The 22,556-nt window shown below is 44.7% G+C and carries 16 protein-coding genes and 1 tRNA gene; 7 read left to right on the plus strand and 10 right to left on the minus strand.

Annotation, left to right across the window (positions count from 1 at the left end; translation table 11 throughout):
- Positions 1–29: 29 nt before the first annotated feature.
- The 3 genes from D6M16_RS13560 to D6M16_RS13570 all read right to left on the minus strand — a co-directional run bounded on the left by D6M16_RS13560 (position 30) and on the right by D6M16_RS13570 (position 2,812).
- On the minus strand, positions 30–1,415 hold the full coding sequence (locus D6M16_RS13560; protein ID WP_120512401.1) for an FAD-binding oxidoreductase: 1,386 nt from the start codon (positions 1,413–1,415) through the stop codon (positions 30–32).
- Between the two features lie 735 nt (positions 1,416–2,150).
- Positions 2,151–2,241, minus strand: a tRNA-Ser gene (locus D6M16_RS13565).
- Between the two features lie 127 nt (positions 2,242–2,368).
- Positions 2,369–2,812, minus strand: coding sequence for an NUDIX domain-containing protein (locus tag D6M16_RS13570; RefSeq protein WP_162941038.1), 444 nt, complete (start codon positions 2,810–2,812; stop codon positions 2,369–2,371).
- 128 nt (positions 2,813–2,940) lie between these two features.
- On the opposite strand from D6M16_RS13570, the gene D6M16_RS13575 reads away from it, so the two are divergent.
- From D6M16_RS13575 to D6M16_RS13590, 4 genes are all read left to right on the plus strand, one after another.
- Positions 2,941–4,068 (plus strand): M14 family metallopeptidase, encoded by a 1,128-nt coding sequence (locus D6M16_RS13575; RefSeq protein WP_120512403.1) that lies wholly within the window; start codon positions 2,941–2,943, stop codon positions 4,066–4,068.
- A 270-nt stretch (positions 4,069–4,338) separates the two neighbouring features.
- Positions 4,339–4,542 (plus strand): hypothetical protein, encoded by a 204-nt coding sequence (locus D6M16_RS13580; protein ID WP_120512404.1) that lies wholly within the window; start codon positions 4,339–4,341, stop codon positions 4,540–4,542.
- Between the two features lie 174 nt (positions 4,543–4,716).
- Positions 4,717–5,151, plus strand: a complete 435-nt coding sequence (gene trxC, locus D6M16_RS13585; protein WP_120512405.1) for a thioredoxin TrxC — start codon at positions 4,717–4,719, stop codon at positions 5,149–5,151.
- Between the two features lie 152 nt (positions 5,152–5,303).
- Complete coding sequence (locus tag D6M16_RS13590; RefSeq protein ID WP_120512406.1) at positions 5,304–6,155, plus strand: hypothetical protein; 852 nt, start codon at positions 5,304–5,306, stop codon at positions 6,153–6,155.
- Positions 6,156–6,320: 165 nt separating this feature from the next.
- On the opposite strand, the gene D6M16_RS13595 is transcribed toward D6M16_RS13590, so the two are convergent.
- Positions 6,321–8,315, minus strand: a complete 1,995-nt coding sequence (locus tag D6M16_RS13595; protein WP_120512407.1) for a methyl-accepting chemotaxis protein — start codon at positions 8,313–8,315, stop codon at positions 6,321–6,323.
- 385 nt (positions 8,316–8,700) lie between these two features.
- Between D6M16_RS13595 and D6M16_RS13600 the strand changes: the two genes are divergently transcribed.
- From D6M16_RS13600 to D6M16_RS13610, 3 genes are all read left to right on the plus strand, one after another.
- On the plus strand, positions 8,701–10,836 hold the full coding sequence (locus tag D6M16_RS13600; protein WP_162941039.1) for a TonB-dependent siderophore receptor: 2,136 nt from the start codon (positions 8,701–8,703) through the stop codon (positions 10,834–10,836).
- A 130-nt stretch (positions 10,837–10,966) separates the two neighbouring features.
- Positions 10,967–11,875 (plus strand): SMP-30/gluconolactonase/LRE family protein, encoded by a 909-nt coding sequence (locus D6M16_RS13605; RefSeq protein ID WP_120512409.1) that lies wholly within the window; start codon positions 10,967–10,969, stop codon positions 11,873–11,875.
- A gap of 47 nt (positions 11,876–11,922) precedes the next feature.
- Positions 11,923–12,681: an IclR family transcriptional regulator gene (locus tag D6M16_RS13610; protein WP_120512410.1), complete on the plus strand. Its 759-nt coding sequence runs from the start codon at positions 11,923–11,925 to the stop codon at positions 12,679–12,681.
- 23 nt (positions 12,682–12,704) lie between these two features.
- Here the strand turns inward: D6M16_RS13610 and D6M16_RS13615 are convergent, their stop codons facing one another.
- The 6 genes from D6M16_RS13615 to D6M16_RS13645 form a co-directional block, all read right to left on the minus strand.
- The gene (locus D6M16_RS13615; RefSeq protein WP_120512411.1) at positions 12,705–13,484 is read right to left on the minus strand and encodes an IclR family transcriptional regulator; all 780 of its coding nucleotides are present in this window, start codon (positions 13,482–13,484) and stop codon (positions 12,705–12,707) included.
- A gap of 498 nt (positions 13,485–13,982) precedes the next feature.
- A complete protein-coding gene (locus tag D6M16_RS13625) occupies positions 13,983–15,011 on the minus strand; it encodes an IS110 family RNA-guided transposase (RefSeq protein ID WP_120512413.1) in 1,029 nt (342 codons plus the stop codon).
- Positions 15,012–15,614: 603 nt separating this feature from the next.
- Positions 15,615–18,797, minus strand: a complete 3,183-nt coding sequence (locus D6M16_RS13630; protein ID WP_120512414.1) for an AAA family ATPase — start codon at positions 18,795–18,797, stop codon at positions 15,615–15,617.
- Positions 18,798–18,799: 2 nt separating this feature from the next.
- On the minus strand, positions 18,800–19,360 hold the full coding sequence (locus tag D6M16_RS13635) for an ABC-three component system middle component 1 (protein ID WP_120512415.1): 561 nt from the start codon (positions 19,358–19,360) through the stop codon (positions 18,800–18,802).
- A complete protein-coding gene (locus D6M16_RS13640; RefSeq protein ID WP_120512416.1) occupies positions 19,350–20,681 on the minus strand; it encodes an ABC-three component system protein in 1,332 nt (443 codons plus the stop codon). The genes D6M16_RS13635 and D6M16_RS13640 overlap by 11 nt, the downstream gene beginning before the upstream one ends.
- On the minus strand, positions 20,674–21,753 hold the full coding sequence (locus tag D6M16_RS13645; RefSeq protein WP_120512417.1) for a ComEC/Rec2 family competence protein: 1,080 nt from the start codon (positions 21,751–21,753) through the stop codon (positions 20,674–20,676). Before D6M16_RS13645 ends, D6M16_RS13640 begins: the two co-directional genes overlap by 8 nt.
- Positions 21,754–22,556 lie beyond the last annotated feature (803 nt).

The following is a 22,556-nucleotide window of genomic DNA, read 5'->3' on the forward strand; positions in this document are numbered from 1 at the left end:
CTGATGTTTTCTCTTGCAGCAAAGCGCGCTTATTCTGGTTTGATATTCTGATTCATCCTGAACAGATTGTGGGGATCGTATTTCGTTTTCAGTGCCACCAGACGTTTGTAGGCTTCACCGTACGCGAAGGCAATCCGATCACTTTCGTCCTGAGTCAGAAAATTAATGTATGCCCCGGCACTGGCGAATGGTTGTGACTGGGTGAAGAATTCCCGTGCCCAGGCGATACAGGCTTCATCTTCCGCGGCGGTGTCCCAGCGTCCGTGGACATTCATGACATAGCGTGCGTCGCGGCTGGCGTATGCCATGGCATCCGGCGATACCTTTTCTGTCTGGCCGCCAATGGTGCCGATAAATATCTCGCAGTGCGGTGACGGCAGCTTGCCGGCGTATTCGATCAGCACATCCAGTACCTCATCCGATAAATGGGTAAAGTTGTGCGACTTCCAGTAATTTCGCGCCCCCGGGGCAAGCAAAGGATCAAATGCCTGCTGCCAGGCAACGTAAGGCTGTACGCCGATGTGCTCACCGTAGGGTGTTCCGAAACTGCGCAGCGGCGCAATCAGTTCTTCACCTTCTGCAGGATCGCCAAAATAGCACAATGCCAGCGCGATCATTTCTTTGCCATGAACCGTTTCCGGCAAAAATGGCAAAGGCGGCGCTTTGCGGGTCACCATCCATACATTCAGCGCTTCTGGCATAGATTCCGTAAAACGGGCAAACTGCGTCAGAATGGCTTTTGCCTGCTCAAACGGAAAGACGATCAGCCCACTAAGCACATCCGGACCCACAGGGTGCAACTGAAACTCAAAACTGGTCACAATCCCAAAATTACCGCCGCCGCCCCGTAAACCCCAGAACAGATCAGCGTTTTCAGTCTCGCTGGCTGTGACCTGTGTGCCTTTGGCAGTCACAACATGGGCGGAAAGTAAATTATCGATCGTCATACCGTAAAGACGGCTTAACCATCCAAAGCCACCTCCCAGGGTCAAACCTGCCACACCTGTGGTTGAGTTAATGCCGAACGGGGTAGCAAGGCCGTATTTCTGTACCGCGGCATCCACATCGCCCAGCGTGCATCCCGGCTCCACCATCACCTTTCGGGTATTCGGGTTGACATGCACCGCCTTCATCAATGACAAGTCAATCATGATCCCGCCATCGCAAACCGCGTTACCGGCAATATTGTGCCCACCGCCGCGCACTGACAGCAGAAGGTCATGTTCACGGGCAAAATTCACCGCCTGAATCACACATTCTGCCGAAACACAGCGCGCGATGAGAGCCGGTTTACGGTCAATCATCGCGTTCCAGATCTGCCGGACCTCATCATATTCATCATCTTTGGGGACGATAACCGTCCCCTGAAAATGCACCCTGAATTTATCAATGGATGCCGCCTCTAGCTGGCTCATACCCGCCTCCGCGTTATTTATTACCTGAACCATATTCACAGAGTGTTCGCTCGTTTCGCTGACAGTGGTTTATGGCGCAGACGCACCACGGCGCTCCAGAACGGATCCCGTGTAGTTAAATCAACCTATCAATAGAGTAAAACCCATTCACGGGGGCGGCGTTGTCCTTTATTGAGACGAAATACAGGATTGGAGAATTGAGCTTATGCTTCTGCCTGAAGGACTCGGCTGAATTGGTCCAGACATCTTCTGCCTATCTCATCTTGCCAAGGTTCAGGCGAAAAAAAACCGCTGACAGTTCAGCGGTTTCTTCGAATGTGGCGGAGCCAGAACAAGGTATAGAGGGATTTTCAAATCCTGGAAAACGCACACTAAATCTCAATGAAAAAAGCCCCGACTAGGCGTCCCCGTCTGATGACGAGGCTTTCGAATGTGGCGGAGCCAAAACAAGGCATGGGGGGATTTATCACTCGCAAGCTCGCGCCCCTTCGGGCGTTGCCTGAAAGGCAACGTGGTCTCGCTTCGCTCGGCTGAAGACTCGCCGTCCGCCCCTTCTAGGGTTCTTCACCCTGTCTCATCTTGCCAAGGTTCAGGCGAAAAAAAACCGCTGACAGTTCAGCGGTTTCTTCGAATGTGGTGGAGCCAGAACGAGGTATAGAGGGATTTTCAAATCCCGGAAAACGCACACTAAATCTCAATGAAAAAAGCCCCGTCTTATGACGAGGCTTTCAAATGTGGCGGAGAGATAGGGATTTGAACCCTAGATACGCTATTAACGTATGCCGGTTTTCAAGACCGGTGCTTTCAACCACTCAGCCATCTCTCCGTAAGTGCGGCGAATAATACGTGGGGATGATGGCGCTGTAAAGTAAAAAAAGTTCAACTGCTCAATAAGCCGCCAGACGGAAAGTTAACTGATGACTTTACTCTCTTTTTGCATCAAAAAAAGCCTCTCACACTAAATCTGACGCCACAAACCCCAGATAGTCGCAAGTGTCATCACGGATGATATCGCGTAGCGCAACGGGGTGAAGCTGATGTGCGTCCAGTTGTAACTTGTCCGCCCAGATAAATTCAATATGGGGTTCTTTTGAAACAATGTCTGCCGGTTCATCAATACCGGCAAGACGGCCACGAAACACCAGCGCGATTTCCGTTTGATGCTGGCCATTTTCCTGCCAGTCATTTTCAGCGATCCCGATCAAATCCCCGATCTCGGCTGTAAGCCCGGTTTCTTCACGGATTTCTCTTGCGACAGCCTGCACTGCCGCTTCCCCGGCATCAACATGGCCCCCAGGGAGAAACGTGAATGCCTCCCCGACCCGTCTTACCAGGAGTACTTTTCCCTGCACTTCTATCAGTGCCCGTGATGAATAATGCAATCCCAACTTTGCCACTCCGTGGTTACTTAACTGTGCACATAGCTTAACGGCCACAAGACAGCGCGGCAAACAGCACTCTGGTTATGCTCTTGCTATAGTTGTGCTAACCTTCTGCCTTCATTTACCTTACAAGGTTTAGAGAGATGAACATTTTCAGTAACTTCGAAAGCGGCAATATTGATGTTGTAAAAGCCGACCATCCTGGTGATATTCAGCTGCGAATCAACAAAGACAACCAATCTGATTTTTACCAGTGGTTTCACTTTCGTCTGGAAACTCAGGCTCAGGTTGAACATGATTTCGAATTACAGGATTTAGCGAAATCTGCCTACCCGGAAGGCTGGAAAGATTACGATGTCGTGGCATCTTATGACCGTGAAGAGTGGTTCCGCATTCCGGCTGAATTTGACGGTGATACCCTGCGCTTTAAGGTGATTCCTGAACAGCGTTCCATGTATTTCGCCTACTTTGCCCCCTACAGTTACGACAGACACCTCGATTTGCTGCATCAGGCTCAGATGAACTTCAACTGCGAGCTGGAAACCCTGGGCAGCACTCTTGATAACAATGATATCAGTCTGCTGACGGTAGGCGAGCCAGGCGAAGGGAAGAAGAAGATCTGGATTATTGCGCGCCAGCATCCGGGCGAGACCATGGCGGAATGGTTCATGGAAGGTCTGTTGCAGCGTTTGCTCGATGAAACCGACACTGTCGGCCGTGCGCTGCTTGAACGTGCCGTCTTTTACATCGTGCCGAATATGAACCCGGACGGCAGCATCAGAGGCCATCTGCGGACCAATGCGGCAGGAATCAACCTGAACCGTGAGTGGCAGACACCCAGCATGGAAAAAAGCCCGGAAGTTTTTCTGGTACGGGAACGTATGCTGAAAACCGGCGTCGACATGTTTCTCGATATTCATGGTGATGAAGCCATCCCATACAATTTTGTTGCTGGCTGTGAAGGCATTCCTTCTTATGATGAGCGCCACGCCACGCTGGAAAACAACTTTAAACAAGCCTTGCTGACAATTACACCGGAATTTCAGGATGACTATGGCTATGACAAAGATGCACCGGGCGAAGCCAATCTGAACATGGGCACAGCCTGGGTTGGTGAGCAATTTAAGTGTCTGGCGTATACCGTTGAAATGCCGTTTAAAGATCACAACCTGCAACCGGATGCCTTTTATGGCTGGTCGCCGGAACGCAGTCTGGCTTTCGGTCAGGACATGTTAGCCGCAGTCCGCGTGGTCGTTGACCAACTGCGCTGAATACTGCTGCCTGAGAAATGCAAAAGCCAGTCTCCTGACTGGCTTTTTAGCACTTGGATGGCGCATTATTCAGCCCGCATTTTCTCAGGCTGGAACGGCGAAAGATACTCTGAAAATCAATTCTGTCAAAGCAGAACTTTATCCTGCTGACGACTTCATCTCACAAATACGCCTTTGGTCACAAAGCACGATTTCTTTACTTTGACCCTGTCTGAAAGCTCTGATAAAGATATGCCTGATCTCGACGCATAGTGCTTTCAGGAGGTAATTGTGTCTATCAACTCACTTGAATATCTGGAAATGGCTGATGCCGCTAACAAGTGGGATCAGCAGGACGAATCAGCATCATCTGCTAAAGTCTCGGCTAATAAACGTCAACAAGCTGCCGCACGCCGCCGTATCGAAATGCTGCGTGACATCCGTGAATGCGGATTAACCATTGAGGAAGCCAAAGAGCTGGGTTTATTACACTGAAAACCCACAGTGAACTCTACCGATCCCGTCATGGCTAATGTGCTCTCTTGCATTAGCCATGCATTGTCACCCCTTCATCGTTTTTCTCTATTGCAACAATTGCCCGATTCCCTCTTTTCTGAACGACATAAAATCAGTACATTGAGCCCATATTGAGACAGATGGAAATTGATTATGTCGACTATCACTACCCGTTGCCCGCATTGCCAGGGCCTGAACCGTATTCCCGTTGAACGTATTGATGACAAAGCCGTATGTGGTGCATGTAAAGAAGCACTGCTAGACGGCAAACCATTAGAAGGTACCGCCGAGAACTTTCAGGCTGTACTGCAAAGTGAACAGCCCGTTGTGGTTGATTTCTGGGCGCCCTGGTGTAACCCGTGTGTGGGTTTTGCCCCGGTATTTGAAGATGTCGCGGCAGAAAGAACCGGACAGGTGCGCTTTGTAAAAATTGATACCGAAGCTCAGCAGACGCTGGCAGCACAATACGGTATCCGCAGTATTCCTACCATTATGGTCTTCAGACAGGGCAAGCTGGTTGATACCCTCAATGGCGCACTGCCAAAATCTCACTTCGACCAGTGGCTGAATCAGGCACTGGCAAAATAACCCTTTTCGCATATAACGTGATAAATGGCGCGGTATCATTCTTATAAAAGATACCGCGTTATTGTTAGCCTCTGTATTCCTTCACTTTTTCGAGTACTTACCTATACTTAACCTCATAAAAATGATGTGTTTGGGTAATAGGTGTGGATGATATGCAAAAGCACTTTTCTCGCGCGTGTCTGACTTTGACAGGCCTTTTCTGGCTGTCGGGATGCAGCAGTTTATCTTCTCTGGGATTCAGCAGTGATTACAGTATGTATGACACTGCCCGGGATTTCATTGACGAAAATGAGGTTCGCTCCAACGGTGCCGTGGTTGACAAAGGGCAGTATTACCCCAAAAGCGCCTATTCATATACCTACCGGTATTGCAGTAACAGCCCGGAGCAAGCCGCGGAAGATATTGCGCAGTTTCAGAATCTGGCCAGGCAGGTTTGTGACCTCAACAATGGCCAGTTGAATCAACAGGAGACAGGCACCTGGTGCGTAGTAAACGCCAACACTGCCGAGGAAAACCCTCTCTTCTCTGCCAGCATCAGCGGTACGGATCAATGGGCAGATCTTTGTCTCGATGGCCCATTCGTAACGTTAAACGTAATTGAAAATGATGGCGCGCCAGACGACGAATGGTACAACTCGGCCATTGTGCTGGGCTATCAGCCTTACTCGCCCGAACGTAGGCTTCTGGACACGCCAGCAACAGCAACCGTACTGATTGAACCAACCAGAGCACCGGCAGCCAATGGGGCCTGGACAGAAGAAAGCGAACACATTTATACCAGTGTCGGCGAAAATGTTTGTCTGTATGAAAGGCCGCGCAACAGCACACTGGGCTATACCTACCGAGGGACGGTTCGAAATGCCACCGAGGGCAAAGTGAGGGTATTGGTGACCGAAAAGTACAAAGGCGATATCCGGACGGCACCAACGTTAGAGCGCCTGGACTGGCATGAAGAAGCCTATATTACGGCAAGTGCCAAGGCGTGGTTCGTGTGTTCATCGTGAGTATGAAGCGGCTGTCCCCAGATGTTCGAAACTCGTTCAGCGTTATTCAGTCCAGCAACGACGGCCAAAGTCACTTCCGTCTTCAGGTCAATATCATTGATTATTGTTGTACATCATTAAAAAACCCGGCTGTTGCCGGGTTTCGTTTACTCAACACTGAAATGACTACACCACAAATTTTTGCATGGCGCTGTTCAATTCATCCACCTGAGATTTGATGGACCGAGAAGTCTGGTTAGCATTCTTGCAATTGCCTGAGACATCGTCGGCGGATGACGACAACTGATGTACCAGCTCTGCAACCGACTGCGACACATTCGACTGCTGCTCCGTTGCAACCGCAATGTCACTCACCTTCTGCGACACCACCTCCATGTAACGAACCGTATCTTTGAGCATCTCATTGGCCGTTGCAGTGTGCTCTGTGCCCACCTGAACCAGAGACTGGCTCTGTTCGATAACCTGTACGACCTGATGGGTAGACGCCTGAAGCGCTTCAACAATCGCGTTAATCTCTGTTGTAGACTCAGTGGTGCGCTGGGCCAGCAGGCGGACTTCGTCAGCGACGACCGCAAAACCGCGCCCTAGCTCGCCGGCTCGGGCCGCTTCTATCGCCGCATTCAACGCCAGCAGATTGGTCTGCTCCGCTACGCCCTGAATCACTTCCGTGACATGTTCAATACGGTCACTGTCGGTTCTGAGTTGCTGAACCATGTCGCTGGCCTGCGCCACCAGCGTATTCAGCTCTGTCACTGTCTGCTGATTTTGATCCAGCGCCTGCTCGCCGTTCACCAGCAGGGAAGCCGAATGCGCAAGATCGTCAGATGCCGCCTGGGTGTTTTGTGCCGTTTCATGGGCCGTGGCGGACATTTCTTCTATTGCTGTCGCCACAGAGTTAATCCGCGACGCCTGATCGCTCACTTCCCCAGCTGTATCTGCATTGGTGGCTAACAGCTTATCCATGCTGACATTCACTGCGTGCGCTTTGGTGGACACCCCGGTCACTAAGCCAGACAAAGCAACGGACATGCGGTTAACCGCATCAATCAACGCGGCGATTTCATCAGCGCCTTTGTTCACCAGCGCTTTGCCAGAGAAATTACCGTGCGATATTTCTTCCGCACGTGTTACCACACGGCTTAAACGCGAACCAATATCCCGCCCCAGCCAGGTGGCGATAAACAGAGAACATAAGCTGGCAATCACACTGGTAGCTATCAGCAGAACCACCACTTTCTGCACGCTGCTGCTAATCGCATCACCACTTTCGGCAGCAATCACCTGCTGTTCGCGAACCACTGTTTCAATGGTTTGCGCCAGCTGTTCGACGGCAAGCAGGGTTTCTGTTTCCATCTGGTAATTCGCTTTATTCCAGTCCTGTGCCTGGCGGTGCATCACAACGTCTGTCGCCATAGGTAAATACATATCCTGCATTTCCTTAAACAGCGACCAGAGACTTTTCTGGCTGTCGCTCAGGCTGTCCTGCTTGCGGTTAATTTCAGAAACCGCCCGGTTATGATGCCGCAGGTACTCTTCGAACTTGTCCAGATTGTCCTGATCGGCGCTGATCAAAAACGCACGCAATTCACCCAGACCGTTAGATAGCGACGAATAAGCATCTGTCAGCAACTTCATCAATCGCTTACGATCGTCACCAGCAGGATTACCTTCCTCTTCATTAAGCATGCCCTGAAGCTGGTCTAAAGCCACTTCCGCTAACGGCGCCGCTTCTGATTGCAATAACGTATGCGCGGGCAGGTTTTCCGGTGTGTGGCTCATAGAGGCCACCGCTTTTTCACTGGCTTTCAGTGCTTCCCAGTCTGCTTTTACTAACTTAAATTGCGCTTCACTCAGATGATTTTGTAAACGGGCGACTTCTTCATCTACTTTGGTAAACGCATCGTCAAGTTGTTGACGGTAACGTTCCTGCCGCGCTTCATCTGCCGCCAGCATATAAGCCCGGAGGCTGGACAATGAAAATTCGGCATTTTGCTGAATGGAACGGCTGGCATCTACAGTGGGAATATCCACATTCAGGAGTGAATAAGCATGGCTTTCCACTTTATTGATCTGGAAATAAAGAATAATTGCTGCGGCTAAAAATAATGCAGTCAACAAGAAAAAGCTGACTCTGAGCTTCCTTGCAATGGATAAATTCATAACTGACAAGTCCGTTTACTTCGTATGTCGGACCAATATAATGATAGCGATACCAATTGTGAACACTTTGTCATCAAAGTATGAATTTTTTCAGCATTACATGTGGTAAACACCCCAAAAATGCACACCAAGTTAAACTAATTGAATAATTATGTCGTTTAATTAACTGGAATATCCCTCCGGCAACTCATCAATTTCCCTATGCATCAAGTCCAGTATTTTGTAGCAAAAATATGATACTGGATGTTTTTTTATTCTGCAGAATTGTCTCATCGCATCAAAAAGGTGATTAAGATCACATACCCTGGGAAGTCGGTAAGTATAATTGCAAATAACAATAATTATTACTTCGCATTTGTTTTACATTCGTTTGGGTATCCGCGTTATGACACAATTATTCAAGCCAAGTCCAAGTATGCTTGGGCTGGCAATCAAACAGATCTGCCACAAAAATATTCTGCCGATTTCCTTGTTTGCTGTTGCCTTACCGGCGTTCGCCGATGAAGCAACAAGCCGCGTACAGGATGTTGAGCCAGAGACTATCGTTGTGACTGCGTCAACACTGAAAGTAGAAGCACCATTGGCTGAAACGCCTCGTACCATGGCGATTGTTGATCAGGATAGTCTGGAAAAGAATCAATTCCAGAAGCTGGATGAAGCCCTGCGTTATCAGGCTGGTGTACTCTCAGCGCCTTACGGTTCAGATACAGATACAGACTGGTTTAAAGTCCGCGGTTTTGATGCGGCAACTTACTTGGACGGTAATCGTCTTTTCACTACCGGATACTATGTATGGACACTCGAACCATTCGGTCTTGAGCGCGTTGAAATCCTGAAAGGACCTGCCTCTGTGCTTTATGGTGAGGCGCCTCCGGGAGGAGTTGTCAATGCCATCAGCAAGCGTCCTACCGACACGCCAGAAGGTAACGTGCAGCTGCAAACCGGTAACCGGAACCTGAAACGCATTGGTGTCGACATTTCCGATTATGCCAATGAAGATGGCGATGTCCGTTATCGGATTGTCGGCCTGGCGAGTGAGCGTGATGGCACATTGGACGGTACTTACAATAACCGTTATTACTTCGCACCAAGCCTGACCTGGGACATGTCTGACGACACCAGTATTACTTTCCTTGCCAGCTATAAAGAGGATGAAGGGGTTCCGACAAACGGCTTTTTCCCTGCTTACGGTACATTAATCAATACCCCACAAGGTAAAATCGACCCGTCAACAAATCTGGGTGAGCCAGATTACGACATCAATAAGAACAAGCAAATTTCATTGGGTTATGAGCTGAGCCATACATTTAATGACGTTTGGAGCCTGAAACAAAATGCTCGTTACGCTTATACAGACCTTCTACTGCGCAGCACTTACGCCTTTGGTAGTGAAACGTCTGCAGACCTGTTCCGTGGTTTAATTTATCGTGATGGCACAACAGATACATACAGTCTGGACAATCAGGTCACAGGACATTGGTATGGTGATCGAACAGAAAACACCTTATTGGTTGGCCTTGATTTACAGTATTACAAGAACGACAGCAAAGAAAATCCATGGCCCAACACCATGGGTTCAAACATGGGAACCATCAATGCTTTCGATCCTGAGTACGGCAACTTCACTCCGGCCGATCCGAGTTTGGCTACGCATGCACTAATCACCAAAAAGCAAGCTGGGTTATATGCAAAAAACCAGTTCAAGTTTGACGGTAAATGGATCGCGACAATAGGCGCCCGCTTCGACGAAGTTGATGTGGATAACGAGAACAAGACGGCAAATACTGACGAAGATGTTTCAGACAATCACTTATCCATGAGCGGTGGTTTGATGTATTTGTCCGAATCAGGTCTGTCTCCATACGTTAGTTATGCAGAGTCTTTCGAAGTCATTGCCTCTATCGATCCGCTCACCAATAAGGTTTATAAACCTCTGGAAGGTGAACAGATTGAAGCTGGTGTGAAATACACGCCAGAGTTCATTGACGGCTATTTAAATCTGGCCTGGTTTAATATCGATCAAAACAATGGCTTGGTTTCATCGATTGACGGCGGATCCCAGACTCAGGCCGGTAAAGTCACTTCACGCGGCGTTGAAGTAGATGCAGTCGCTAAACCAATGGAAAACGTCAGTGTCGCGTTCAATTACACCTACAACGACAGTCAGTACAAACCTTCTGAAGGTGCTGAAATGACACGTTCTCCGCTCATTCCACGTCATATGGCTTCAGCTCAGGCTGATTACAACTTTGCCAGCTTAGGCGCTGAAGACTTAACGGTTGGCGGTGCGGTCCGATACATTGGCTCTTCTGTCGGCCACACTTCAACAGGCGCAGAAATGCTGAATGTTCCGTCTTATACCGTTTGGGATATGCGTGCTCAATACGACATCAACAACCAATGGCAAGCACAGCTGAACGTCAACAACCTGTTTGACGAAACCTATGTGTCCAGCTGTGACTACTACTGTTACTACGGTGAAGAGCGCAGTGTGATAGCCACCCTGAATTACCGCTGGTAATGCGTACACTTGCAAGGTGACAACCAGAACCCTGCTCTGTGAGCAGGGTTTTGTTTTTTCAACGCCGTTCGTTCACCTCGTAATAATTAACCTATATTGATACTTAAAATATCATTATAGGAAAATCATCATGGTAAACCCCTTCGCTCAGACCCTGACTGACACCCAGTGTGAAATTGGCGAATCGCCAATCTGGCTGGCCTCGCAACAGACACTGTTCTGGGTCGATACTGAGAATAACCGCGTCCACCAGTATTCACTGATGACAAAAACCCATCGCACCAGCGACGTCCCGGTCGCAGTCACGGCCATAGCCCCTGCCCACTCTGGCTGGCTCGCCGCCACCAAAGCGGGGTTATACCACTGCCAGGCAGATTTCAGCGGCTTTGAGTTTATCGCCGACCCAACCGAAGGACTGACCGGTATACGGCTGAACGATGCAGTAAACTGCCCGAGTGGTGATCTCTGGTTTGGCTCCATGAATGAAGCCCATTTAGAGCTAGCTGAAGGCTGCCTTTACCGGTATCAGGCAGACACCCATACCATCAGCCAGATAGATAGCGGGTATGCCGTTGCCAATGGCATTGCGTTTAACGCCAGGCTGAAGCGTGCCTACGTGGCCAATATGTTCCGCGGTCAGGTTATCGAGCTGCAAATGAATGACGACTGGACTGCCGTACTCAGCAAACGTGTCTTTATACAGTTGCCGCAGCAAGAAGGCTTACCGGATGGCCTGACCACAGATAAGCTGGGAAATCTCTACGTGTGCCACTGGAACAAAGGCGCGGTCAGCATATACAACCCGGAAGGTAAATGTATTCATCTGGAAGAATTGCCGGTAAAACACGCCACCCGGTGTACCTTTGGCGGCGACAAACTCGACATGCTGTTTGTGACCACGGGCTGGTATGGCATGTCTGAGCAGGAACGCAGTGAGCAGCCACTCTCTGGCTGTACCTTTGTAATGCCCTCCCTGTTTGAGGGAAATACCGACACTCTTTTCTGTGAATCGTTTCCACATCAACCTTTTAGGCAATAGGCATACCCGCTATAATCGCCGGACAACAGGAATTACAGGATCCAGCTATGGAAAACAAAGCCAACGCCGTCAGTCGCATAGTGGAAATCATCACCCAGAGCGCCAGACAGGAACAGCCAGTTCCGCTGCCGGAGCTGATTTTTCATTCTGAGATCCCAAAACCGACCTATCACCGCCTGGTTCAGCAGCTGGATGACGAACAGTTTCTGACGGCCGATGAACGCGGCAACGTTTACCCCGGTGCCGAACTCAAGCGTATTGCCCTCAACCTGAACAGTAACAATGAGCGGAAAGCACAACTTCAGGCAATATTGCACGGGTTGTCGAGGCGCGTGAAAGAAACCTGTGGGATTGCGATTCCGGACGGCCATGAAATGGTGTACCACGAGCGTATTCAGACCAACTGGCCGCTGCAGATTGTTTTACCCATAGGGATGAAAACCCCTATATGGGCAACTGCCAGCGGTAAGTTGTTTCTGAGCTCCCTGACCAAGTCGCAGCGGGAGCGGATCATCGGCCAGCTGGAGATGACCAAACTGGCCAAAAATACCCATACCGATAGTGATACGCTGGAACAGGAATTAAAAGTCATCCGCGGACGTCAGGTGAGTGTGGATAACGAAGAATTCATCGACGGACTGGTGGCTGTGGCCATTCCGGTCAAATCTGCCGACGGCAAATTTCTGGCATCCCTGTTTTGCCACTGCCCGAAAACACGCAAATCTCTGGATCAATTGCTGACGTATTTACCTGATCTCGAGCGTACCCGAGACCAGCTGCAGAGCTATATTCGTGACCTGACTTAATCACAACCCTTTGCTGTTGCCTGCTAATCGTCGGCCAGCATCAAGGCCATAATCTCATCAGCGGCTTCTTGCATCAGCGGCACAAAAGTTTCCAGATCGAGCAATGAATGACGTACCACCGGGCTGTGGCAGAACAGAAATCCCAGCAGCAAGCCGTCGCGGGCAATCGGCACGGAAACCGCGGCCATGCCATCAATGAATTCGCCATTATCCCGGCCATAACCCAGTTCACGGATAACAGCCAGCTCATGCTCCAGTTGTGCTTTATCAACCAGGGTATGCTCGGTGAAGACTTCCAGCGCAATGTTATCCAGAATCACCCGGCGAACACTGTCGGGCAAGGTTGCCAGGTACAATTTGCCTGACGCTGTCGCCGCCAGCGGCACTGAGCTGCCCACCGGCAGACTGATTTGCAAAGGCCAGTTGGTCTGAACCCGTTCAAAGTACAGCATTTCGATGCCGTTCGGCACAGAGATCCCACAGGTTTCACCAATAAGCGCCGACAGCCTTTCCAGCACTTTCAGGCGCTGTGACTCAAACACCTTGTTGCGCAGAACAGCCAGCGCCATTTGTCTGAACTCTGGTCCGGCAATGACTTTTCTCAGCATGTTTTCGCGCAAGATACCGAGTTCTTTCAACTGCACGAGGAGTTTTGCAGTAGCCAGCTTGGGGAGATCCATCGCCTCAGCCAGTTCATTCTGATCGTACTGACCTTCGTGCTCGGAAATAAAGGATAAAATCCGTAATACACGCTCAATCGTCGACCCTTTTTCTTTTCGGATTACAGGCTTAATTGTGCTCATGTTTATTCTTATAGTGTTGTTTCAGGTCAGGTTATACGGTTCATTCTGGCTGATCAATATAAGGTTCGCGAAGTGGGGTGTGTTCTCTTTAAAGTCTGTCTGGTATGTCGCGCTTTGGTTCAGTGGCAATCTCACCATTTTCGAAGCGCGCCAAGCGGGAATCCATACAGCGAGTAGATTGCTAAGGCTGAGTAAGTATGTCGCGCTTGAGTTCAGCGCTTCCCTCGCCATAGTGTGGCGCGCGCCAGACACTCTTTGTTGGCCCAAATGTATGGTCCGCCCCGTTTTTGCAACTACAATTTTAACGGGAGTGGTTTGCGCTAATGTATTCGGAGTCTCTCTTGGAAGCTCTCTCGCATTCCAGCTCCACGATGATATCTGCGCCAGATAATCCTTAAAAGAGTGCAAGCATCTCAGTGCTATTTGGACCGTCAGGTTATCTATCTGGCCGATGTACCGTTATCGTCATCATTGTCATTGCAAAATGGGTGAATGAGTTTATTGGCAAGCAAGTTTGTTGGCGTTGAACGCTCGATGTGAGTGCATCACAGCCCAGGCGATCCGCACTAGCTTGTTAGCCAGTGCGACAACAACAACATTAAAAGGCTTGCTTGCCCTCAGATTACTGAGCCAGGGTTCGAAGCATTTTCCCGTTGTTTCTGGCTTTGATAAGACAGCACGGGCGCAATGAATAAATAATGTTCTGAGCCTTTTATTACCCCGCTTGCTTATCCCCAATAATGTGGTTTTCCCACCTGTAGAGTACTGTCTCGGAACCAATCCTATCCATGCTGCCATATCACGGCCACACTTGAAATTTCCCGGAGAGGCAATCTCAGCCAAGCATGAACTCGCTGTGATATGAGCAACACCAGGGATCGACATAAGCAATTCACCAATTTCATTTTCAGATGTCATTTTGATTAATTTCTGTTCTTGCAGCTGAACGTGCTCAGTGAGGTACAGGTAGTGCTCGTGAAGTTCTTTTAATTCCAAGAGTAAAGCTTGAGGTAGTGATTGGTTTTGCTCTGCAATCCATTGGAATAACTTTTTCATCGTTGAATGACCGTTGGGAAGACTGAGTCCGAATTCAACAAGAATCCCACCAATTCTGAGCATGGTCGCCGTACGTTCTTTGATATAGGCATCTCTTGCCCGGTTGATGATACTGATAACTTGAGCACTCTCTGATTTCACGGCAGCAAAGCGCATTGATGGGCGGGATGCAGCTTCAGCAATCGCCGCTGCATCAATGAAATCGTTTTTATTCGATTTCACATAGGGCTTTACATATTGAGGTGGGATGAGCTTTGCTTCGTGCCCGTAACTTTCACATTTTCGGGCTAACCAATGCGCGCCGCCGCAAGACTCAAATGCCACAGTTGTCTGCGGTAAATTAGAGAGCCATAAAAGCAGTTGAGCCCGATTGAATTTCTTACGAAACACCTCATGCCCGTACTGATCATGCCCGATACAGTGAAAAGTATGTCTGCCTAGATCGATACCAAGAATATGTAAATTGTCCATGATGGCACACCTCAGTGGTTTCGGTTTCCTCAAGCTTAGCCACTGACGTCGCTAGGGGTGAGGTTGGGGCGGACCATATCATTAGAGTGCCCAGAAATGCCTGTTTGTCCGTTGCTGTTGTCCGGGCCGGTTGTAGGCGCTCCCAGCGCCGACAACCTAAAAATTCGTCCTGAATTTTTCCCTGAGAATTGGGTTTCTTGTGATTTTTGGGGAGATGTGGTTGGTGCTTTAAGTAGGACATGAAGGTATGTCGCGCTTGAGTTCAGCGCTTCCCTCGCCATGGTGTGACGCGCGCCAGACACTCTTTGCTGGCTCAAAGAGTGCCCAGAAATGCCTGTTTGTGCGTTGCTGTTGTTCGGGCCGGTTGTAGGCGCTCCCGGCGCCGACAACCTAAAAATTCGTCCTGATTTTTTCCCTGGGGAGTGGATTACTTTGAGGGCAAAACTCTTTTTTGGACATAAATGAGTTAGTTTTTTAGTTCTAAAGTCCACAACTCTCATTAGCAAACGTATATCAAAACCTGATTGCCTTTTAGAGCCATTGCAAAAAAGTTACTTCGTTATGATGTGAGTAGTATTTTTAACCACTCATACGTTATCTTAATCAAGATTCTTCAATAGAACTATCTTGACTAACTTTACCGAAAGATTTGAGTCTGAGAAACTTAGACGAAAAGCTATCTTGCGGAATTTTTTTCTTTAACAGCTCATGGAAGTTTTCGTCATGCGTTGTAAGAATAATCTGCTTATTGAACTTAACACTAATCATCCGAAGAGTATCAATCAGCCCTAGTGTGTTTATGGCATCTATGGACTGAACTGGGTCGTCAATTAGGATACAATCTACATCATTTTCTTCGTCATCTTTAGCATTTATCGCTCTAGCAAGAAAAATACTTAGCGCTAGTACATTAATTTGTGCCGAACTAAAACTTAACGTTGGAGACATAAGTTGATTGCTTTTTGAACTTCGAGCAGACACTAATAGTTTTGGCTTATCTTCTGCCGTACACGTGAATATAATTTCCTTATATTCTGGGTGGGGATCAATGCTTTGATATATCTTATTAATTAAATCCGTATTAAAGAAAGCATCAACTCTCGAACTAATTTCCTTTCCTAAAGATATAGAATCATTCTCTAGCTCAATAGAAATACTGTATAGCTTTTTTAATTTACAATTTATTCCACGTAATTTTGATTGGATTTCTGTTATATCTAAATAGCCGATCAACTCTTCAGAGATATCTTTAACTGTTGACACGAGCACCAACAGCTTATGATTCTTATCATCCTTCAAAGAAACATCATTGATCATGTTTTCAATACTTAATCTGATGAAGGTACTAAGGTCTTCATTGCTAGCTGAATCATAACCATTCAAGATATTAAAAAACCATGGCATAGACTTTATGATTATATCCATATCATCTTGTAAAGCATGGATTTTATTATTTCTTTCTCTTAGTTCTAAGTTACAATAAGGGCTTTTTTCGACATGAAGATCAATAACTTTCTCTGCATCCACCAACTTACTTTTTTCGGCTATGTACTGTGCAAGCTTAGCATCAAGTTCTGTAATAAAATTTATCGCTAACTCTGTAATCTCAGCTATAGATGAGCTCTGTTCTAATTTTGATTTCGTAATGAATTCGTTAAGCTTTACGTAACCAGATAGTTTTGCATTGGACTCTGAAAGTCTGTTTTCTATATCTTGCAATTTATTTATGTCATCTACGTTCACATTGCCATATTCAATTTCTTTTTTCAGCAGCTCTGCACTATTGTATAACTCATCAACACACTGAATTAATGTAGACATCCTACCATCCAGATGGAGGTTGTACTCTTCTTTTGACATGTACATAACAGAAGTGTTCAGTATATCCATTTCTTGTTTTATTTTGGAAAACTCTTCTCTAAGATTTATAATTTCAATCTCTTTTTTAGCCTTCTTTAAATCCAGAACATCTATTTCTCTTTTTGCTGATACAATATAATTAGAGATAAACGTTTTAAACGCTCCAAGTGTAGCGTTCAAATTATTCTCTAACTTTGATTTATCATCATTGAGCTTATTCAAGTCGACCACTAAAGACTTCTCTAACTCTGAGAGAGCTGAGTTTTTGCTAATCCTAGCTAATAATTCTTCATAGCTATGGTTAGGTCTATCGCAAAGAGGACAGTGGCTTTGCTGAGTTTCAGAAATTAGAACGCTAGCTTTTTCAATTAAAGTCAGAACATCCGAGTTTTGTTTTCTAACTTCATTAAGTTTCTGGTGCTTAGCATTGACATCTCTGTCAAAAATTGAAATTTCATCTTCTATATTTTTATATCTATCAGTTATATCACGAAGTAAATTATTATCTTTCTGTGAAATATTCCCCTTTTCTAAATACTTGGTCACATCATTTATTTTTAAACATTTAACTTCGTCCATCTCTTCTTTAGTTGACTTTATTTTATTTAGATAAGTATCACATTCATTATTTAAGACTTCGAATTTTAATTTGAAATCTCTTTCAGCCTTAATGAGCTTACTGATCTTATCATATGTATCATTTAACTGAGTTTTTTTGGATTTTACCTCACTTAACTCTTTTTCTAGAACAACTCTTTCCGACAATAGTTTTGATAATTTTCTTTTATTATCATTAAGCCTTTCCGACTTGGAGGTTAAGACCTTTTTATGACCCTCCAGCTCTCGCTCCACATTTGTTTTTTGTAAATATACTTCTGTGAATTTTTTTGCATCTTCACAAATTTGAATTAAATCAATGCGTTCACTTTCTGCATCTTTTATATTATTATCTAATTTAATTTTCGCTTGAATAAATTCATCTAGCTTACTTATATTACTATTTAGAAGTATAATTCTTTCTCTCTCTTCTTTAAATGAGAGATATTGCTGATACATAGATATAGCAAGTTCAATTTTTGATAGTTGTGACTCAAGAGTCAAAACTTCTTCTTTGTTAATCTTCGAGTTTTTTTCGAGGCTATTGTATAACTCTATTATTCGAGATGAAAGTGCGAAGTGACTACTTTCATTGTATGGGGCTGATATTAACGGTAGAGCTATATTTTCATTAGATTTATTTAACTCGCTAATAATTCGGTTAACTTCATCTACATTATTGAGAATTTCAAGTTGTGATTTTTCTTCTTTTTCTAATGTAAGCTTCTCAGCAACAAGCTTTTCTTCCTCGTTTGAAATTTCAGACTTGACAGATAGAATAGACGTCCTTACGCGATTGATTTCAACTAACTCACCATCAATCTCTGAGAACTTTAGAAATCTGTCTTCAGAGTTTGTTTCTCGCAAAAATGCATCTATAGACTCTTGATATAGCATTGACGATTCAAAGTAATTATTGATATTACTCTTGGATTGAATTCTAAGATCTGAACTATTTTTCTGACTATTTTTATATGAAGATATAAATGGCTTCTCATTTCTGTCTGTAGAAACCCTAACTATTGTCTTTAAATTTAGTGGTGCATTCTTATTTCTTATTACTAACTGTTTTTCTCCTTGAGTGTTATGCTGTCTACACTCCTCAAGGTTTAACTTTGATAGTTTATCACTACGAACATATCTTGTTATTTTTTTAGTTATCGCAAAATCTATTGCGTCAAAGAAAGATGTTTTCCCAAATCCATTAGGAGCAAACAGAGAAATGAAGTTAGCAGGGGTTTCACTATCACTACTAGTAAAATCAAAGGTGCCATCTTCTTTTTGCAGGTAGGACTTAAATGCTTGTATTTCAACTTTTTTTAACTTCATTATTATTGACCTAACATTCTATTTATCCAATCTACCCTAGCATCTTTTGAAACTCTATCTCGGCCAAATGTAATATTCTCGCTAGTAATTGACTTTGAATACCCCCCCAATAATTCTTTCCATTTGTCATTATTAGACGTATTATTAGACAAATCAAAATTTCTAAGAAGCAATCTATTATTTAAAAACTCTATAGTTTTTTCCTTTAAAATCTCTTCACTTTTAGTTGAAAGTTCTAGAACTAGTTTACGCATGTAAAATTTATCATTCTCAATTTCATATTTTGTTTCTAGGGATGTTTCACCTGTAACTATAAATATCAAGTAATTGTTCCACCTTTCAAACTCAGTGGTTTCATTAGCACTTAGGTATTCATAATTTAAAACGTCTGCAATATCTTCCCACTGCTCTTTTAAATCGCTTTCTTTTTCGAACACCAAACAAAATGCATTTACTTTAGCTGACATAGTCATATTACAAGACAAGACAAATTTTCTTATATTATAATCTGGTACTAGATCCGAAAAACTATGATTTTCTTCAAAAGATATATCATTCTTCATCAGCTAAAAATTCCCTATAACTATTATTTAAACTTTCTTTCACTTGTTCGCTATCAAATACGGTGTAGCAACTATAATCATCTTCATTATCGGACAGGCATCTGTCATTGACTGATGGCCAATGTAATATGTCATTTTTTATATTACGGTTACGGTTTACAACTTCTATCCTATGCTTCTGACTAACAATAGAACTAGATATGTCATTTAACGTCATTTCAGAGACTTTTTTGTCTAATATAGGGCTTCCTACATTAGCGTTTTGTGGCGAGAAGATTAGTATTTTTGACGATTCATTTATCGGACCAAAGTCAGTTTCTAAAATATATGTTCTAAATAGTTTTTTAAAATTAACTTTTTTATGGTCAAAGACAAATCTAAATTTTAAAAACAACTCATCCAAATAATTTTCATTGCAATAATCAGAGTCTGATGGAGGGTTTAGAGATAGGTATATCGACAAGAATTCTAAGAAACCTCTCCATAAGCATCTATTGTACAAATCATTCTTCTTTTGTGCATGCGTTAATATCTTATTCTCAAACTTATCTAAAATTGAGTTTGGATTAACCGTCGACGAGTTAGTTACCCCATATTCTTCTAATATGGTCCGCAAACATCCTTTAATTCCATTTAAGCTCCCATCATTCTCTAAATTAACATATTCGAAAATTATATTCCTATATATTTCGAAGCTTCGAAGATAGTCTGGTATCACCAATTTCCAGTTATTATTATTGAGGATTTCGATGTAACTAGCAATCTTTATAGCATCTACTTGACTGTTTGAAGACTCAGGGATTCTCATACCAATCTCAACAGCCAAAATGCTAAAACTTCCTGTTTCTCGATCAATCGAGAAGATACCACCTCCCGAAAAACCTTCGACATCATCAATTGGCGCAATACCATCTAGAAAAAAAGTGTATTTCTCATCGCCTATATCATGAAGTTCGCAGTTGTATGAACCTAATTGGTCTATGACTTTTTCTTGATGTCTATTTTGCTCCGGATATCCATAAAGCTTCAAATTCTGACTGAAGTGTTCGTAATTGCTCTCATAAAAGTGTACACCTTCATCTACCTTAGATATCTTTAGAATGGCAAGATCAATATCATTATGCTCTAGTTTATCTAAAACTCTGATATCAAGACCATTCACACTTTCAATATGAATATCCTCAATATCTATCTCAGTAATCACATGTTTTGCAGTAAAAATATAAGAGTATTCATCAGTGCATGGGTTGATTATGACGCCACTTCCTTCCATAACCTTTACAGTGGAATTCTTAATTTTTTGTAATGCTAATTCATACATTTAAGGGATCTTCACACCTTTTAATTACAACACCTGAGCCTGCTAATGTTTCCAGCTCTTCTTTAGTAAAGATTTTCTTGATAAGTTGTGGGTAATTAAATATCAGGCTGGGCTTATCTATTGTTTTAATTATTCTTGCTAGTGTCAACTTATTCGGTAAGCCATGTAAGCTACCATCAGTAGATATTATGAAGCTCTTACACTCAATTAGGCGCAAAAAATCATAGCTTGTATTATATTTGCTGCCATGATGTGAAAGTTTAATACAGTCAAATGTCAGCATTTTTTCATCAGAACCTTCATTCCCTTTACTGCTGACTATCTTTGACAAAGAATCACATATAACATCGTCATGTGCATCTCCGAGAAGCAAAATTTTTTTCGACATATATTCAAAGACAAAAGCTATTGAGCTTCCGTTATGAATAGATGTATCTCCCTCAAAAACATCATTTTCACTTAACTCATAAATATTTGACTTATAATCTTTTTCAGACGCTGATGTCACACTTCTAGGAGCTTCTTTTTCCCACTTATGAAGTAACTTTGACAGCTTTTCTAATGTGGGCGACAACACCGTAATTTTCGCATCATAAAAATCAATTGAATGTCCAGAAACAATCAATTCCTCATCCCATATACCAAGTTCTGTTATACGCTCTTCTAACGTAACTCCTTGCTTTACACTTGTTTCCCCATCCTTGCGGTTCTTTCTTTCAAGATATAGTTCATTACTCGGATTACTTTCGGCGTTAAAATATTGCTTAATCAGCCTTCCAGAGTTAAACCATATGCTGTCACACAAATCTGTGAGCAACTCTCCAGTTTCAAACCCTTTGATAAGTCCGCCAATATGATCATCATCAACATGAGTTAAGATCAGCTTGTCTACACGCTCGCCGTTATCTCTAAGTATCTTTAGTGCTTTATAAAGCTCGCCTTTCTGTGTGGCTGTTTTGTATACAGAGGACTTACCACCATCGACAAGAATATTTCGCTTAGTTCCATTATGAACCCAAGATAGCAGGATGCAGTCACCGTTTTTTGCTTTTAGTACTCGAACCGTAATCACTGAGGGACCTTACCTAGTATAGACGAGGAAAATTATACCAATCACAATGATACAAGTGAAACAGGGTGGGCAGACATTGTGAACCATATGTTTTTAATTACAAAAAGTAAGACAAATAATACTTTGGTGAAGTGAGTGGTTAATCGCCTGAAAAAAGAAATGGGGCAATAACGAGTTACAAGCCCAAACAGTGCCAATACCCCAGGGAAAAATTCATGGATGAATTTTTAGGTTGTCGGCGCCGGGAGCGCCTACAACCGACCCGGACCACAACCAGCGAACAAACAGGCATTTCTGGGCACTCTTTGGGCCAGCAAAGAGTGTCTGGCGCGCTTCGAAAATGCTGAGATTGCCACTGAACCCCAGCGCGACATACTCGCAAGAACCTCAGAATTCCCCAAAACCACGCTACCGCCAAAGCGCTCCATCAAGAACCCCCTGAACCTCTCGTTTCCAAGACTAGAACACGGTTTCAGGGTTGCTTTATTGAATCAACCACAGTGTGATTTCAGCCAACAAATAAGTACAACGCCCTTGTTTTGCAATGTCCCTCTAACTAACAACGGGACAATTCCAAGATTGGATCTAACCATTTCCACTCCCCCAGGGAAAAATTCAGGACGAATTTTTAGGTTGTCGGCGCTGGGAGCGCCTACAACCGGCCCGGACAACACCAACGAACAAGCAGGCATTTCTGGGCACTCTTTGAGCCAGCAAAGAGTGTCTGGCGCGCGTCATACCATGGCGAGGGAAGCAGTGAACCCAAGCGCGACATACCGACACAAATCCTGAAATCACCCAAC

It is taken from the genome of Photobacterium salinisoli (genome assembly GCF_003614885.1).
Classification (GTDB): domain Bacteria; phylum Pseudomonadota; class Gammaproteobacteria; order Enterobacterales; family Vibrionaceae; genus Photobacterium; species Photobacterium salinisoli.